The 14,404-nt window shown below is 58.3% G+C and carries 17 protein-coding genes; 6 read left to right on the top strand and 11 right to left on the bottom strand.

Going from position 1 to position 14,404, the window contains the following annotated elements; genetic code table 11:
- Positions 1-41: 41 nt before the first annotated feature.
- From ACZ5PA_RS00615 to ACZ5PA_RS00600, 4 genes are read right to left on the bottom strand one after another with little or no spacing between them, the layout of a single operon-like run.
- Entirely contained in the window at positions 42-461 is a 420-nt protein-coding gene (locus ACZ5PA_RS00615) for a class III signal peptide-containing protein (protein WP_464930360.1), read from the bottom strand.
- A 20-nt stretch (positions 462-481) separates the two neighbouring features.
- On the bottom strand, positions 482-1,636 hold the full coding sequence (locus ACZ5PA_RS00610) for an LUD domain-containing protein (RefSeq protein ID WP_464930359.1): 1,155 nt from the start codon (positions 1,634-1,636) through the stop codon (positions 482-484).
- A complete protein-coding gene (locus ACZ5PA_RS00605) occupies positions 1,633-2,979 on the bottom strand; it encodes an FAD-binding oxidoreductase (protein WP_464930358.1) in 1,347 nt (448 codons plus the stop codon). Before ACZ5PA_RS00605 ends, ACZ5PA_RS00610 begins: the two co-directional genes overlap by 4 nt.
- A gap of 20 nt (positions 2,980-2,999) precedes the next feature.
- Positions 3,000-4,289, bottom strand: a complete 1,290-nt coding sequence (locus tag ACZ5PA_RS00600) for an MFS transporter (RefSeq protein WP_464930357.1) — start codon at positions 4,287-4,289, stop codon at positions 3,000-3,002.
- Positions 4,290-4,334: 45 nt separating this feature from the next.
- Between ACZ5PA_RS00600 and ACZ5PA_RS00595 the strand changes: the two genes are divergently transcribed.
- Positions 4,335-5,099, top strand: a complete 765-nt coding sequence (locus ACZ5PA_RS00595; protein WP_464930356.1) for a glucose 1-dehydrogenase — start codon at positions 4,335-4,337, stop codon at positions 5,097-5,099.
- Positions 5,096-5,533 carry a DUF192 domain-containing protein gene (locus ACZ5PA_RS00590; RefSeq protein WP_464930355.1) on the top strand — a complete coding sequence of 146 codons (438 nt, stop codon included), beginning with the start codon at positions 5,096-5,098 and terminating at the stop codon, positions 5,531-5,533. The genes ACZ5PA_RS00595 and ACZ5PA_RS00590 overlap by 4 nt, the downstream gene beginning before the upstream one ends.
- Before the next feature lie 127 nt (positions 5,534-5,660).
- Here the strand turns inward: ACZ5PA_RS00590 and pyrI are convergent, their stop codons facing one another.
- Together pyrI and ACZ5PA_RS00580 are read right to left on the bottom strand one after the other, a co-directional pair.
- Positions 5,661-6,119, bottom strand: coding sequence for an aspartate carbamoyltransferase regulatory subunit (gene pyrI, locus ACZ5PA_RS00585; protein ID WP_464930354.1), 459 nt, complete (start codon positions 6,117-6,119; stop codon positions 5,661-5,663).
- Between the two features lie 25 nt (positions 6,120-6,144).
- Complete coding sequence (locus tag ACZ5PA_RS00580) at positions 6,145-6,744, bottom strand: orotidine 5'-phosphate decarboxylase / HUMPS family protein (protein WP_464930353.1); 600 nt, start codon at positions 6,742-6,744, stop codon at positions 6,145-6,147.
- A gap of 84 nt (positions 6,745-6,828) precedes the next feature.
- Here ACZ5PA_RS00580 and pyrB point away from each other — a divergent pair, with 84 nt between their 5' ends.
- Entirely contained in the window at positions 6,829-7,713 is an 885-nt protein-coding gene (gene pyrB, locus ACZ5PA_RS00575) for an aspartate carbamoyltransferase (protein ID WP_464931252.1), read from the top strand.
- A gap of 329 nt (positions 7,714-8,042) precedes the next feature.
- On the opposite strand, the gene ACZ5PA_RS00570 is transcribed toward pyrB, so the two are convergent.
- The gene (locus ACZ5PA_RS00570; RefSeq protein ID WP_464930352.1) at positions 8,043-8,471 is read right to left on the bottom strand and encodes a hypothetical protein; all 429 of its coding nucleotides are present in this window, start codon (positions 8,469-8,471) and stop codon (positions 8,043-8,045) included.
- A 47-nt stretch (positions 8,472-8,518) separates the two neighbouring features.
- Between ACZ5PA_RS00570 and ACZ5PA_RS00565 the strand changes: the two genes are divergently transcribed.
- Positions 8,519-9,532 carry an NAD(P)/FAD-dependent oxidoreductase gene (locus ACZ5PA_RS00565; RefSeq protein WP_464930351.1) on the top strand — a complete coding sequence of 338 codons (1,014 nt, stop codon included), beginning with the start codon at positions 8,519-8,521 and terminating at the stop codon, positions 9,530-9,532.
- Here the strand turns inward: ACZ5PA_RS00565 and ACZ5PA_RS00560 are convergent.
- Entirely contained in the window at positions 9,516-9,788 is a 273-nt protein-coding gene (locus ACZ5PA_RS00560) for a hypothetical protein (protein ID WP_464930350.1), read from the bottom strand. The two genes, ACZ5PA_RS00565 and ACZ5PA_RS00560, sit on opposite strands and share 17 nt — an antisense overlap.
- 75 nt (positions 9,789-9,863) lie before the next feature.
- Entirely contained in the window at positions 9,864-10,712 is an 849-nt protein-coding gene (locus ACZ5PA_RS00555; protein WP_464930349.1) for a hypothetical protein, read from the bottom strand.
- A 24-nt stretch (positions 10,713-10,736) separates the two neighbouring features.
- Between ACZ5PA_RS00555 and ACZ5PA_RS00550 the strand changes: the two genes are divergently transcribed.
- Positions 10,737-11,087, top strand: a complete 351-nt coding sequence (locus ACZ5PA_RS00550) for a hypothetical protein (protein WP_464930348.1) — start codon at positions 10,737-10,739, stop codon at positions 11,085-11,087.
- A gap of 79 nt (positions 11,088-11,166) precedes the next feature.
- Positions 11,167-12,069 carry a carbamate kinase gene (locus tag ACZ5PA_RS00545; protein WP_464930347.1) on the top strand — a complete coding sequence of 301 codons (903 nt, stop codon included), beginning with the start codon at positions 11,167-11,169 and terminating at the stop codon, positions 12,067-12,069.
- On the opposite strand, the gene hisS is transcribed toward ACZ5PA_RS00545, so the two are convergent.
- Both hisS and ACZ5PA_RS00535 read right to left on the bottom strand, forming a co-directional pair.
- The gene (gene hisS / locus ACZ5PA_RS00540) at positions 12,056-13,315 is read right to left on the bottom strand and encodes a histidine--tRNA ligase (RefSeq protein ID WP_464930346.1); all 1,260 of its coding nucleotides are present in this window, start codon (positions 13,313-13,315) and stop codon (positions 12,056-12,058) included. The genes ACZ5PA_RS00545 and hisS overlap by 14 nt on opposite strands.
- On the bottom strand, positions 13,315-14,367 hold the full coding sequence (locus tag ACZ5PA_RS00535; protein ID WP_464930345.1) for a saccharopine dehydrogenase C-terminal domain-containing protein: 1,053 nt from the start codon (positions 14,365-14,367) through the stop codon (positions 13,315-13,317). Before ACZ5PA_RS00535 ends, hisS begins: the two co-directional genes overlap by 1 nt.
- Positions 14,368-14,404: the final 37 nt, after the last annotated feature.

The raw sequence follows: 14,404 nt of genomic DNA, 5'->3' as shown, positions 1-14,404 counted from the left end.
GCTGTGTTGGCGCATAGGGCTGAAGGCCGTCGCGTGCGCCGCTACGTCACAGAGGCCGTGAACGAGAAAGAGGCGCCGTTGGCCAAGATCAAGTAGCCTTGGACTGTAGTGCCGGGAGCGCCGGCGAAGCCCTTACAGTTATATAACAACAAGGCAGGGCCCCCCATGCCGAGGTAGACCCTATTGCCGTTTATCGAGGCCGGGCCTTGTGCTGACGCGGGCTGACACAACTTATCGGCTATGTACACTCCGATGATGGTGGCGTTGCCGACGGGTCCTTGGTTCATCACGTACAGTTGCAGATAGCCGCTCCTGTTGATAGTCGCTTGGAATATCGATATCCTGGCGCCCGACTGTATGTAGGCCAGGAACGTCGTGTACATGTACCAGCCGACCGCCACCGCTATGGTCAACACCACGCCTAACAATATGGCTTGCTCGACGGAGATCTGTCCTCTCACGCATCTCTATAGGCTTGTATTTAAACCTTCAATTGTCTGAGGTATTGCGTCTTCACGTAATGGATGACCTTGGGTATGTCTATCCGCATAGGGCATACCTCCTTGCAATTTCCAGCGTGTGCGCACTTCATGGCCGCCGGCCCAGCGACGTTTACGCCTTTAGTGATAGCGAGCCACATAACGCCGACCGGCCCCACGTAGGGGGATTCGCCGAAATCCCTCCCTATTGCCCTATAGACGGGGCATACGAAACCGCATCTAACGCATCTAACGCACAGGAGGGCTTCCCTCAAAACAGGATCCTCGGCCGCCTTCCTCCGCCCGTTGTCTACTAGCACTAGGTGGAACTCTTTCGGGCCTTGGGCCGGCCTCACTCGCGTGAGCTCTATGTCCCCCGTGGAGGAGGGGCCGGCCGATACCTCGAGATACGTCGGAGGGAAAAGGCCGTGGTAAGCCGCTTGTACGATCGCTTGGTTTATCGCGTCCACAAGAGTGGGCGTTATCTTCTCGACGCCGGCCACGACGATATGGACTTGGGGCAAGACCGTGGCTTTTCTGATGTTGCCCTCGTTCTCGACGTTGACAACAGCCCCTGTATCGGCCGCCACGGCGTTGGCTCCCGTTATCCCCACGTCGGCTTTTATGAACTTAGATCGGAGGAAGTCGCCGGCAGCGGCGGCGAGCCTCGAGGGGTCATCGCCGACGTCTATGCCTAGTTTCTCCTTGAATATCCGCGCGACGTCCGCCCTGCTTAAATGCAACGCAGGAACTATCATATTGGACGGCTTATCGTCGCCCATCTGCACTATGAATTCGCCGAGATCGGTCTCCCATACCTCGTTGCCGGCCCTCTCGAGGTGTTCCCTCAGCCCTATTTCCAGCGCTGTGTTGGATTTGCCGAACACTACGACCTTCCCCTTGCCGACTATCTTGCCGACTATCTCCTTGGCGTCTTCCGCGGTTTCGGCCAAGTACGCTCTGCCGCCCAAGCTCTCCACGGACTTCTTGGTCTGCTCTATGTAGTGGTCCAAATTCTTGATGACCTCGAGCTTGACCTCCCTAACTCTTCTCGCCAGCTCTTGCACGTAGCCGTAATCCCTCAATATGCCGTCGATGCGGACGAGCGCGCCCTCGGCCGCTCGTTGGAACAGCTCTTGCCATTTATCTAGGCTCATAGGATCTTTCCGGGGTTGAGTATGCCCTTGGGGTCAAAGACGGACTTGAGCGCGCGCATGTACTCTAACACGCGGGGGTCCAGCTCTATCTTCAACAACTCGCGCTTCAGCGTGCCTATGCCGTGCTCGGCCGAGACGCTGCCGCCCAACTCCACGGCGATTTTGCCGAGCCCCTCTATAAACGCCAAGGCTCTCTTGGCGCCTTCTTGATCGCCGCGTTTAAACCACGTCGTGGGATGTAAATTCCCGTCTCCCACGTGGCCTCCTAAAGATAGGGGTACCTCGAGCCTCTCGGCTAGGTCGACAACCCTTCTGGCGGCCTCGGGGAGCTTTGACACGGGCACTATTATGTCCTCTATTATCAAGACGCCCTCGCTCCCGAGCTGTCTTTGCATCAACGCCACTTGGGCGCTGAAGAGCTTCCTGCGGGGCTCCAGCAGCTCCATAGAGGGGCCGAGGCCTACGGCCTCCTTCGCCACGAGGCCTCGCACGAGGCCCTTGAGCTTGCCCAACATGTTATCCTCGGCTCCCTTATTGACGTCGACGCCGAGGAACAACGTGTACCTCTCCTCGAGCCCAACCTCTTTCGATTCGGCGGGGCCTAAGAACTCGGCAAATAGGGGCCATATTCCGGCCGACCTGATGCGCACTACGTCCTCTACAAGCGCGTCGAGCGAGTCGTAGTAGACGAGCACTGCGACGGCCGACTCGGGCAACGGAGCTATCCTCAACACGGCTTCCGTAACTAAGCCCAACGTCCCCTCGCTGCCGACTATCAACCTCACTAGGTCGTAGCCGTTTCTGCACTTGAGCGTTTTACATCCTATCCTCAAGAGGTCGCCGCGGCCTGTGACTAGGTTTAGGCCCAAGACCCAATCCCTCATAGTGCCGTACTTAGCGCCCCTCATGCCGCCGGCCCCGTTCGCTATGGCGCCGCCCACCGTCGCCGATTTGACCGAGCCGGGATCCACTGGGAAGAACGCGCCGTAGCTCGACAACTCTATATTTAACTCCTCTAGTCTGATGCCCGGCTGCACCACCGCGTAGGAATCGGTGGGGTTGACCTCGAGGATTTTGTTCATCCTCTCGAAGGACACTATGAGGCCTGGCCTCGTCAAGATAGTGTTTCCAGAGAGGCTCGTGGCCGATCCTTGGGAGAAAAGAGGCGTCTCTGTCTCGTAAGCCCACTGGACCAGCCAGAGGACCTCCTCCTCCGTCACGGGGTAGACCAGCCCAAGGGGGCTTGCGGCAGGCCTCTCGAAAGAGGCCTCGAGGGAGTACAGCGAAAGAACGGCGGGGTCGTCGATGAACCTATCGCCGAACTTTCTCTTGAGCTCCTTCACGGAAAAGGCCGAAGTCCCGGTTAAAAGCTTCTCGGCCTAATGAGGGACCCTATGGCGGTCAACAACGCGCTGGCCGACGCTATTAAGGAGCCGTAGAGGGCCAACGCCGCGGCGTCGTTTGGAGCGGCGGCGACTGCCAGCAGAGCGGCCAGAGAGCCCAACGGTCCTATGAGCGCGTTGATGTTCCACCCCAAGGACACGGCGGTCCATCTGACCTCCGGCGGGAACAACTCGACGAAGTACAAAGTCTGAGGGGCGGCCGCCAGCCCGAACAACAAGCCCATTACGAACGACGCGTATAGGGCCGCTCCGTTTAGGGTAAACGCCAAGTAAGTCGTCGTAGGCGCCGCGACGAGGAGGCCGATAGAGGGCGGCAAGAACGCCCGCCTGACGCCGAGGACAGATACTAGGAATCCGCTCAGAATTTCGCCGGCCACGGCGCCGAGGCCTCCGTACTCGCCTAGCTGTAACGCGAAGGCGTACGCGGTTTTTGAGTCCAAGCCCAGCTTAGGGGCGACCACGTTAGGCATAATATATGACCAATAGCCCGAGCCGCTGTAGTAGTATAGAGTAAGCCCTAAATTTATCAGTATTAGTATCAAGAAGTTCGCCCAGTAGCGCCACACCTCGGCGATAGGCGCCTTGAGCGTCCTCCCCCTACGCGCCGCCTCTAGCCACTCGCGAGACTCGGCGCCAAAGAGCCTAATGGCGAGCGCTACAAACGCAGGGATAACGCCTATCAAGTAGAGGACCCTCCAGCCAATTGTATTGAAGGCTTCTCCGAAATAGCCCGCCGCCCATAGGGTCAAGGCCGAGGTGAGGAAGACGGCCCACGAAAGGCCGGAGTACATCACGCCGTTTACATAGGGCCTCACGCGCTTAGGGGCTTGCTCGAGAGCCCACGTGGCGCCTCCTCCTGCCTCTCCGCCTATGCCGAGCCCTTGGACGAACCTTAGCGCATAGAGCGCTATGGGGGCCGCTATCCCTGCCGAGTTGTACGTCGGCAGAAGGCCTATGGCCAACCCCGCCACCCCGACCGCCGACGCGTCTAGTATCGTGGAGATCCTCCTGCCGTACTTATCGCCGATATGGCCGAAGACCACAGCGCCTAGGGGGCGCGCCAGATACGTTATCGCGAACGCGCCCCAAGTAGCCACCGCCGCGACTAATTGCGATTTCTCGGGGAAGAAGAGCTCTTGGAACACTCTCGACAGAGAAGCGAAGAGAATTATATCGTAATATTCAAGCCCCCATATTAGCATGGTCGACACCGCGGCCGACCAATACTGGCGAGGTGTAGCCTCGGCCATTACTTGGTTGTTTTCAAATATATAAAAAACATGTATGAGGGGGACATGTTGTCGGGGAAGGTCGCGTTGGTGACCGGCGCCTCCAGAGGCATAGGAGCCGCCATAGCTAGGGAGCTACACGCCAGAGGGGCCTACGTCGCTATTAATTACAACTCGTCTAAGGAGGCTGCTGAGGCCTTAAAGAGGGAACTCGGCGACAGGGCCGAGATCTTCAAGGCCGACGTATCCAAACGCCATGAGGTGAAGCGGATGGTGGAGGAGGTGGCGAGGGCCTTTGGAGGAATTGACGTGGTGGTCAACAACGCGGGCGTTATGGAGCTGATGCCGTTTGATCAATTCGACGAAGAGCGCTTCGATAGGATGTGGGCTATAAACGTCAAGGGTCCTATATACGTCACGTTAGAGGCCTTACCATATCTCAAAAAATCGCGCGGCGCGGTCGTGAACGTGGCCTCCATAGCGGGTATCGGGACCGCTTTGGCCAACACCACGTATTACGCCGTCACTAAGGCCGCCCTAATAGCCTTGACTAGAAGACTCGCTTTCGATTTAGCCCAATACGGAATAAGAGTCAACGCGGTCGCGCCCAGCTGGATTGAGACGGACCTCACAACCAGGGGCAGAACGCGCGAGGAGGTGGAAAGAGCTAAGGCCGATATAATCAACAGGACCGCCCTACGCGCTTTAGCCGCTCCCGAGGACATAGCCAAGGCCGTTGCCTTCCTGGCGTCCGAGGAAGCCCGCTTCATAACGGGCCAAGTCCTCGTCGTCGACGGCGGCAGAATAGACTACTTGACTCATAGTTTATGAAACGTTGGGCGGCATTAGCGCTGGCGGCGGCCCTCTTGGCGCTCGTCTACTTGATCGCGCGCGGCCGCGCGCCTCTTGCCTCCGGAGACCCGTTCGCGGAGACGACTATGGTAACGCTAGACGGATCGCCCTACGTTGTATACGTCGCCGATACGCCAACGAGGCAGACGAGGGGCTACATGAACGCGACGTCTTACGACCCCAGAGGCGTGGGCGCCGTCGGCATGTTGTTCCTCTTCGATAAGAACTCCACTTGGTGTTTCTGGATGCACGACACTTACCTCCCGTTGAGGATAGTGTGGGTCTCTGGGACGAGAGTCGTTCAAGAGGTCTTGGCGCAACCCCTCAACGACACGCCCATCTGTGGGTACGGCGATAAGGTCCTCGAGCTCGAGCCGACTATCCCTCCGCCTACTATCGTGGTGGTCAAGTAACGGCCTCGCGTCTATGTGGATATATGCAACGCAGAGACTTAAACACGTAAACGCTCTTTGCCCTAATTCTTGTGGATTTGCGCCAAGATAACCGCGTTAAGAGGTCGCTTGCACCCATGAGATTCCCCTAGACCAACTCGTCGAGTGTGTGGTAACGGCCGCAGTACTCGCACGCAAAAGTAGGCGGATCGCTCTTCACCAAGATGAAAGAAGTAGTCACGTTTTCCCTATGTTGGTTAGTTATACAGTTAGGGTTCCTGCACTTGAACTTACCCTTTATGGCTCGCGGAGGCCTCACCTTGTACTTCTTCACCACTTCGTAGTCCTTCACTATGTTTATAGTCGCCGTTGGCGCCACGGCGGATATCACGTCGACCTCGTCCGGCGTGAGCTCCCGGCCCTCGATCTTCACTATGTCCTTACGGCCTAGCTTCTCGGACTCCACGTTCATCACGAGCGCAACTCTGAGCCCCTCCTTGCCCGTTATCCCCAATATCCTCAACACCGCTAGGGCTCTGCCCGCCGGAATGTGGTCGATCACGGTGCCGTCTTTGATCTTGCTCACAATCAACTCCTTGGAGGCCATGTGATCTACTGGATATTAAATTAATTTAGATCGAGCTGTTACAAGAGGGCTTGAGCCCATCCCACTCGGAGATCCTTGACAGGTCTTCTATAATGTATCTGCCCACTATCTCGAAATCGGCCCCGGCCCTTATGGCGTCGCCGGGTCTCCCGCCCTGCGCTCCGATGCCCGGCGAGATAATCCTGGCAGAGCAGCCCAAGGCGCGCCTCACTGCGGAGACTACGGTGGGGTCGTTCCCGGGCGCCACGGCTCCTCTAAAGCCCTGCAAGTAGGGAAGGAGCTCCTGCCAGACTGAGTCATAACGCGTCTCCACCGTCATTTTGACCAAGACGTATAGCCTGGGATCTCTCCTCAAGCTAGGCAATAGAAAGCCATGGGCTATGGCGCAACAAGCCCCCGCAGAGGCCAACTTCTCGAGCACCCTCTCCACTATATACGGTATATCGGCTAGCTTGATGTCCACCACGACGGGGCCCAGCGCCGAAATTTCCCTCACCGCGTTTAGGCCAGCCTCCAAGAGGAGGTCCCAGCCGACTTTGAATCCCGCCACCTCGCCTTTAAGGGCCTTCGCGATCTCGAGGGCTTTATTGGGCGCTACGTCGAGCGCCACCACGAGGGGGCGCATGAGGGCTTTATCCCGCGTTTTAATAATACTTTTATCCTCAAGCTAATCGTCAGCGTGTCCTGGAGGGGCAGAGACGTGATATCGATGCGGGATTTCCGCAGGAGCGATCTGGAGGTCCTTTTCGAGAAGGCCAAGGAGATGGAGCCCTATGTAAAATCTGGGCTGGACATATTGAAAGGGCGAGTCATGGCCGTCGCCTTCTTCGAGCCCTCGACGCGCACTAGGTTGAGCTTCGAGACGGCCATGAAGAGGCTCGGAGGCGAGGTGATCGGCTTCTCGAGCGCCGAGGGGACCAGCGTCGAGAAGGGCGAGACGTTTTCGGACACGATAAGAATGCTGGACGCCTACGCCGACGTTATCGTGGTCAGACATAGGCTCGAGGGGGCGGCTAAGTTGGCCGCCGAGATAGCGCAAGCGCCTGTCATTAATGCAGGAGACGGCTCCTTCAACCACCCGACGCAAGCCATGCTGGATCTTTACACTATCTGGAGAGAGAGGGGCAGAATAGACGGCCTTAAGATCGGTATAATGGGCGATCTGAAATACGCAAGGACCGTGAACTCACTGCTAGAGGGCTTGGCGCTGTACGACGTGGAGGTCGCTTTGATATCGCCCGAGTTCTTGAGGCCCCGGCGGGAGACCCTCGACTATATAGAGGCCAGGGGCCTTCGCTGGAAGGCCTACTCCAAACTCGACGAGGTGCTCGGGGATCTAGACGTGCTCTATATAGTCAGGATCCAGAAAGAGCGTTTCCCCGATCCTCTCGAATACGAGCGAGTCAAGGGCAGTTACAGGCTAACCGCCGAGTCGCTCAGAGGAGCTAAGGAGGATTTGATCGTGCTCCACCCCTTGCCCAGGGTAGACGAGCTGGACCCCTCCGTCGATAGGACTAAGCATGCCGCATATTTTAGACAAGCGGCCTACGGCGTTCCGCTCCGCATGGCGCTCCTCAGTTTAGTGTTAGCTTGAGACCTCATAGCCACGGGCGTGAGCGAGCTCGGCGAAGTCCACGACGGCGCGTTGAAGGCCGAGAAGCCAGATCGGGAATAGACAAGGCGAGATAATTATTTAAATCTCCACTATCTAAAAAATTATATAGTGTGAAAGGCGCCCGCTAGCCAGGCAGGGCTAGGCAACGCCTCCCGCCCGGCAAGCCGTGAATGCCCCGAGGATGAGGCCAGTGGCCGACTAAGATGAAGGGCAAGAGGGCAATGGGGGCACATGCCTCCCAGGAGGGTCCCTCCCCCCTCTATCGTGGCCGTCAAGTAGTCGATGTCTCACGGCGTCGTCTACATCGGTTACCTAAAGCTGGCCTCTACGACGCGATAGACCCTTCCGCCCTTCGCTATCAGGATGGGGACCTCGCAACGAAGCTCCGAGGCCCTCCTCACGGCATCGTAATCTCTGGTCAATACGGCGCACTTTTCCTCGCACGCCAGCTCGACCGCCTTCTCCTCGGCCGGCCTTATCTCGGACAAGACGCAGTCGAGGCCGTAGCGTCGGCACAGCTCCAGGTATCTGCGCGCCTTGGCGAGCTGCGTCTCGCTCCATGCGTCTAACACCAACTTAGCCCTTATGCCGGCCTCGGCGAGGGCCTCGAAGAGCTCCTCGGGCCGCGACAAGGCTGCGATTACCGAGAACGCGTCTACGACCACGCAAGCGTATCTCTCGACTAAATCGGGCTCGAGCCTAACTGAGAAGGCGCCCCACCTCTTCCTGACCTTCATGTCCAAGCCTCTCTAAAAATATTTATAAGCCACTATTGGTGAGCGGCGTGAGGGCTGTCGTGATAGGCGGAGGGATAGCGGGCGTGTTCACGGCGTATTTCCTCAAAAAAGCAGGCGTGGACGTGATGGGCTTCGGGGGGCCCATCGAATACCCCTTGACCTCCTTGGTTCTGACGCTCTCCATGCCAAATCCCAACGACGTGGAGATGGCCAAGGAGAGCCTTGAACTATACAAATCGCTGGGCGCCGTTAAGCCGATCCCCTCTGTGGATATACTGCCCGCAACCGCCGACCTCTCCAGCTTGAGGAAAGCCGGCGTGAGGTACGAGGTGGCGCATAGCTTCAAGGGCTTGAGGCTAGAGCGAGGGGAAATAGCCGTGATAACCACCGATTACCTGATACCGGTGCGAAGGATAGTGAGGAGGCTCAGAAAAGAGCTGGGCTTTTCCGATGAGAAGGCCCAGCTGGCCGTCGACGGCAGAATCGCCTACGCCGTAGTGGGCGGGCGCAAGATCAAGGCCGACGTAGTGGTACTGGCCGCCGGCGCCGAGAATTCGGCTCTTGCGTCGAGGGCCGGGATCAAACTGCCCCTCAAGCCGTATTCGTGTTACGCCGTTTTACTCCTCGCGCCGGCGCGCCTCAGGGGGCTCAGCGTGGGGGATTACGTGTTGTCTTGGTATGGGAGGCCGGGGCCGTGGCCATTCTACATAGCAGGCGATGGCTGCGGCGAGGCCTACAGCAACCCGCCGCCCGGCTATGCGCGGAAGATAGCCGAGCTCGTCTCGCGCAGATGGGGTTGGGCGATCCCGCTCTACGCGACTGCCGGAGTCTGCGAGGGCTCGCCGACAGGAGGGCCTCTGTTCGGCAAAGTGGAGCGCCTCGACAACCTTTACGTCATAGGAGGCCTTAACGGCTACGGCAGCATGGTGGGCCCGGCAGCGGCGAGGAGGCTGGCCGATGCCATAATAAGGGGGAGGTCCGACGTCTGGATCCCCGAGTCAGACGGGGCGTTTAATCCTTGTCTCGAGCGTCACGACTGGGGCCTTATCCTATCACGATAGTGTAGTTCCCCAACGTGCCGTTCAAGCGTTTTACTAGACCAGTACAGCTGTTGTAGACTCCTGTGGAATTAATTATGAGCTGGCAGGGCGGGGATATCGTGATGGTCACCGGATTATCTCCTCCGTACACCACGGCCTTTGTGCCGGACTGGGGAGCTGCCGACTTCCCCGCCAAGAACACCGCGGTCAGCCCTATTATTACGCCTAGCAGGAACATAGCGGCGGCCAACAACACGGTCGAGAGAGGCTCCTCCATGGGGCCGAAACTTCTGTATTTAAATAAAGGTTTCATGGAGATCGATGAGGAGAAACCGGACGCGCGATCGATGAGCTACAAACGACGGGCCGAATCCAACGACAATAAGTACAGGAGCTTAACTCCGACGCGGAAACCGCCCGCCACGGGCTCCAGAAGGCCCCATTTGGCCAAGTAGCCGAGTTGTCTCGGCTTTATTCCTAAGTCCAACACGGTCCTGTACGCCAAATAGCCAAGCTCCGCGACCTCCTCGAGGCCCTCGCGCCTTATGCCCAACACCTCCGCGACTCTGTCGAGCGCCCTCCCGTAATCCACTTCCTCCCACGGCGTACCCGACGGCTGGCGCTCCACCGGGACGAACTCCTCGCCGCGTTGGTCCACGTTGCCTCTCAACGCTCCGGCTATGCGGCGCCTCACATAGCCAGGGACGGAGTCGGTCACATAGACGAGCCCTGGAACGTTCACGAGCTCTGATGTCAAGATCTGTAAATTCACGCCGGCGCGGATCGCCGCATCCGCAGTCTCCGCCAATCCCCTGGAGTCCCAGCGGAAGTCCACTGCTATTGACTTGGGCGCCGCGCTCATAGCCGCTATCGCAGCAAGCGATGGCGTTGGATATGCCGATATGCAACTGGAGGGCGATCCCCTGTACGGCAACAGGTAGGCCAAGTGGGCGTCCTCTAGCGGCAGCTGCGCTAATAGAAGCACTGGGTCCATCTCGGATAGGCCGAGGGCTCTCTGGTCTATTAAATACGGCGTTATGTCGATTCCGTAAACAGAGCGCGCCGCCTTGCCGAAGAGCTCAGCGAAGGGGCGCTCCAGCCTTAAGGCAGGCGGTTGCCCGCCGCAGAGCGGCGAGACCACCACGTCGGCGTCTTTGGCCAACACCAAGCGCGAGCTCCTGTCTAGTATCAGCAAGGCCATGTTTAAAACAGCTCATTATAACAAGTGAGCCTCGCCGGAGTGCGCTTCGATTACATACACGCCGAGAGGGTGGCCGTCCCTCCCCCAAACACGCCATTGCAGATAAACGTAAGCTATCAAGTGGAGGGCGATAGGGCCATAAAGAGGGGCAACGTGGTGGAGTTGCCGTTCGCGTTGGCGTTAACGACATCTCCGAGCTCGGTCACTTTGACCATACGCGGCGTCGCCCTAATACAAGGGGACGTCGACGTGAGGAACTTGCCGCCACATATAGCGACTCCCTTAATGCAGATGGTCATGTTCGAGGCGTCCTTAATTCTGAGGGAGCTGGGAATGCCCCCCTTAGTGCACCTGCAACAGGGCCAGCGGACTTGAGCCTCTTTACGCTAACTATATAATTCTAAATATGCTCTATATATAGTAAACCTTATTTCTCAGACACGCTACATGGCGGGTGTTAGTAGTGGTGGCTCTGGGGGGTAACGCCTTCACGAGACCTGGCAAGCCCATAGACCAAGAGGAGCATCTCAGAAACATAGAGATAGCCGCCGACGTTATCGCCGAAATAGCTCGGGAGGGACACAGCGTCGTAGTGACCCACGGGAATGGGCCTCAAGTGGGGCTACTCGACGAGTTACAACTAGCGGCCGGACGTAGATACTTCAAGCTAGACGCCTTGGTGGCGGCGTCTCAGGGACTCTTGGGCTATTTACTTGTCGCCTCGATAGATAAGAGATTGGGGCGAGGAAGGGCGGTGTCTGTGGTCACCAGAGTCCTCGTCGACGAGGACGATCCTGCATTTAAGAGGCCCACTAAGTTCGTGGGTCCTGCTTATCCCAAGGAAGTGGCCGAGGAGCTGGCGCGGAGGTACGGATGGACTATCGGACAAGACTCGGCGAGGGGCTGGCGAAGGGTCGTGCCGTCGCCCGATCCCATAGCGGTGGTCGAGGCTGAGGCTATAAGGGCCCTCTTGGAGAGGGGCTACGTGGTGGTAGCGTCCGGCGGAGGGGGAGTCCCCGTCTCGGAACGAGGCGGCGTCGAGGCCGTCGTCGACAAGGACTTGGCGAGCCAAGTGCTGGCGAACGCCTTGGGCGCAGATGCGCTAGTGATACTCACCGACGTCGACGGAGTGTACGTGGACTTCAATACGCCAAGGCGAAGGAGGCTCGGGGTCGTAACGGTGAAGGAGCTGGAAAGGCTATACGACGAGGGCCAGTTCCCCGCGGGCTCCATGGGCCCTAAAGTAATCGCCGCCATTAGGTTCATCAAGGGAGGCGGCAAATGGGCCGCAATAGGCGCTCTCGAGGAGGGCTACCGGGTGTTCAAGAGGCAGAGCGGCACTATCATAGTCGGCTGATCTTGTCCAGCTCGATTTCTTGCTCTACGCGTTTGTACATATCCCTTATCCTCACGACTCCCTTTTCGAGCTCCTTTTTGCCTATTATGACGAAGTATTTAACCCCGGTTTTCGCCGCATGCTCCAAGGCCTCCCTCAACGTCATCTCGCCCAAATCGACGGCCGCGGAGGCGCCTTTCTCCCTCAAGGCTTCCGCAACCCTCACGGCGAGCTTGTAGGCGTCTTCTGTCAGAGGGTATATGTAGTACTCGAGCGGCATCTCGACGCGCGAGATCCCTGCGGCTTCCATCAGCCTCTCGACGCCTATAGCGAAGCCGAGCGCAGGCGTCTTCACGCCGCTGTATAGCTCGATCAAGTCGTCATAGCGGCCGCCGCCCCCCACGGCTAGCTTGTACTCGCCCGCGAACGCCTCGAAGACCATGCCGGTGTAGTAGTCGAGGCCTCTAACTATTGAGAGGTCCAGCGCTATCTTCGAGACCCCATACGCGTCGAGAGCCCTCAGCACCGCGCCGTATCTCTCGCCGAGGCTTTTATCGTATTTGGAGAAGAAATCGGGAGCTTCCTCTATCGGGCGAGGCTCGGCTATGAGAGAAATCAACGACTCTGCAGAGCTCTTGTCCACGCCGACTGCGACGAGCATCTTGAGCAGCTCCTCCTCGGGCACCTTGCCTCTTTTATCCAAGACGCGCAGGACCTCCTCGCGCGCCCCTATCCCCAACGAGGCTAGTATTTTATCCATCGCCGCGCGGTCGTTGAGCTTTATGACGTAGTCGTGCACCCCCACGGCCTCCACGGAGCGGGCCATCAAGGCGAGGACCTCGGCGTCTGCCCTAGGGCTTTTAGAGCCCACTAGCTCGACGCCGAATTGGTAGAACTCCCGATAGCGGCCGTGTTGCGGCTCGTCGTAGCGCCAGACCTTGGTGAAGTAGTACCACCTAACAGGTTTGGGCTCATCCAAGCGGTAGGACAACACGCGGGCTATGGGCACTGTCATGTCGAAACGTAGGCCCAGCTCTCTGCCCGCCTTATCTCTAAAGTAGTAAATCTCGTTGACGATCTCGCGGCCGGCCTTCCTGGCGAGCACCTCGAAGTGTTCGATCGCGGGCGTCTCCACTCGGCGATAGCCGAAGGCCTCGGCCACTCTCGTCAAAGCCTCCTCTACGTGCCTCAGAGCGTAATAGAGATCCGGCGTTAGATCCCGCATCCCGCGAACAGGCCTCCTTAGCTGATCCTCTAAGCCCGGCATCACAAAACCGATCTGGTCACCCTCTCCACGCTTATCGAGATCCCGTTTTGTTTGATGTAGGCGAGCACTCTCGGCATCAGCTTATTGCTCATGCCTATCGCTTCCGGAGGAGTGACGCCTGGATCGAGGTCCTTGACCACTGATATCAACGCCGTCGCTGTGAGCCCGGTGGCTCTCTGCATGGCCGACCAGCCGCCCGACGGCTCCACCAAGACCTCGTAGGCTATGCGCTCGTCGGAGCGCCCGCCGACAACCCTCATGTACACCACGTCGGGCACGTCGAATTTGAGACGCATTAATAATGCGGCAAGCACTTGTCTGGGCCTCACCCCCTCTATCTGCTCGTCCGACGTGAGGCCCAAGTCCCTCAAGAGCCTTATCCGCTCCACATGCCCCGGCCAACGAAGGGTTTTCTCGAACATGTTGGGGACTCTTAAAGTCTTGAGCAGAGTCCTCAAGCCGTCCGTGTAGAAGGCCTCCATTTTGCCGAGCGGCGTATCGACGATCTCGATATCGGATAACGGGTCGACGAGCTCCAGCCTCCCGTCGCGTACTATTCTGGCAGGCCTCGTGTACTCCTCTATGAGGTCGTGAGGAGACCAAGTTATAGAATAGCCGAGAGGCCCCACGGGCGTTCTGGGCACTCCTCCTACGTATATCTTCACGTACTCGAGGCGGCCCATCTCGGACACGAGGCGGCCGACTAGCATATTGGACAGCCCCGGGGCAATGCCGGCGTCAGGTATATAGCGGGCGCCCGCGGCCTTGGCGACGTCGTGTAGGGAGAGGGCGTCCTCCGGCATGTAAGATATGTCTATCAAGTCTATGCCGCGCTCGAGGAGGCGGTGCGCGGCCTTGTAGGCGACGGGGCCCGGCAACGCGCTTATAGCCAAATCGACGGCTCCCAGATCGATCGACTCGACGTCGCCTTTGACCATGCCGGGGCAATCGCCGCCCTTGACGTCCACGGAGACCACTTCGTGTCCTTTCTCGGCTAGATGTTGCGATATGAAACGGCCCACGTTTCCGCAACCTAATACCGCTATCCTCATCGAGTTGGAGTGCTAGAATTATTAAAAAATATTGAAC

Source organism: Thermoproteus thermophilus (assembly GCF_055392855.1).
This window is presented reverse-complemented; position numbering and strand designations above follow the sequence as displayed.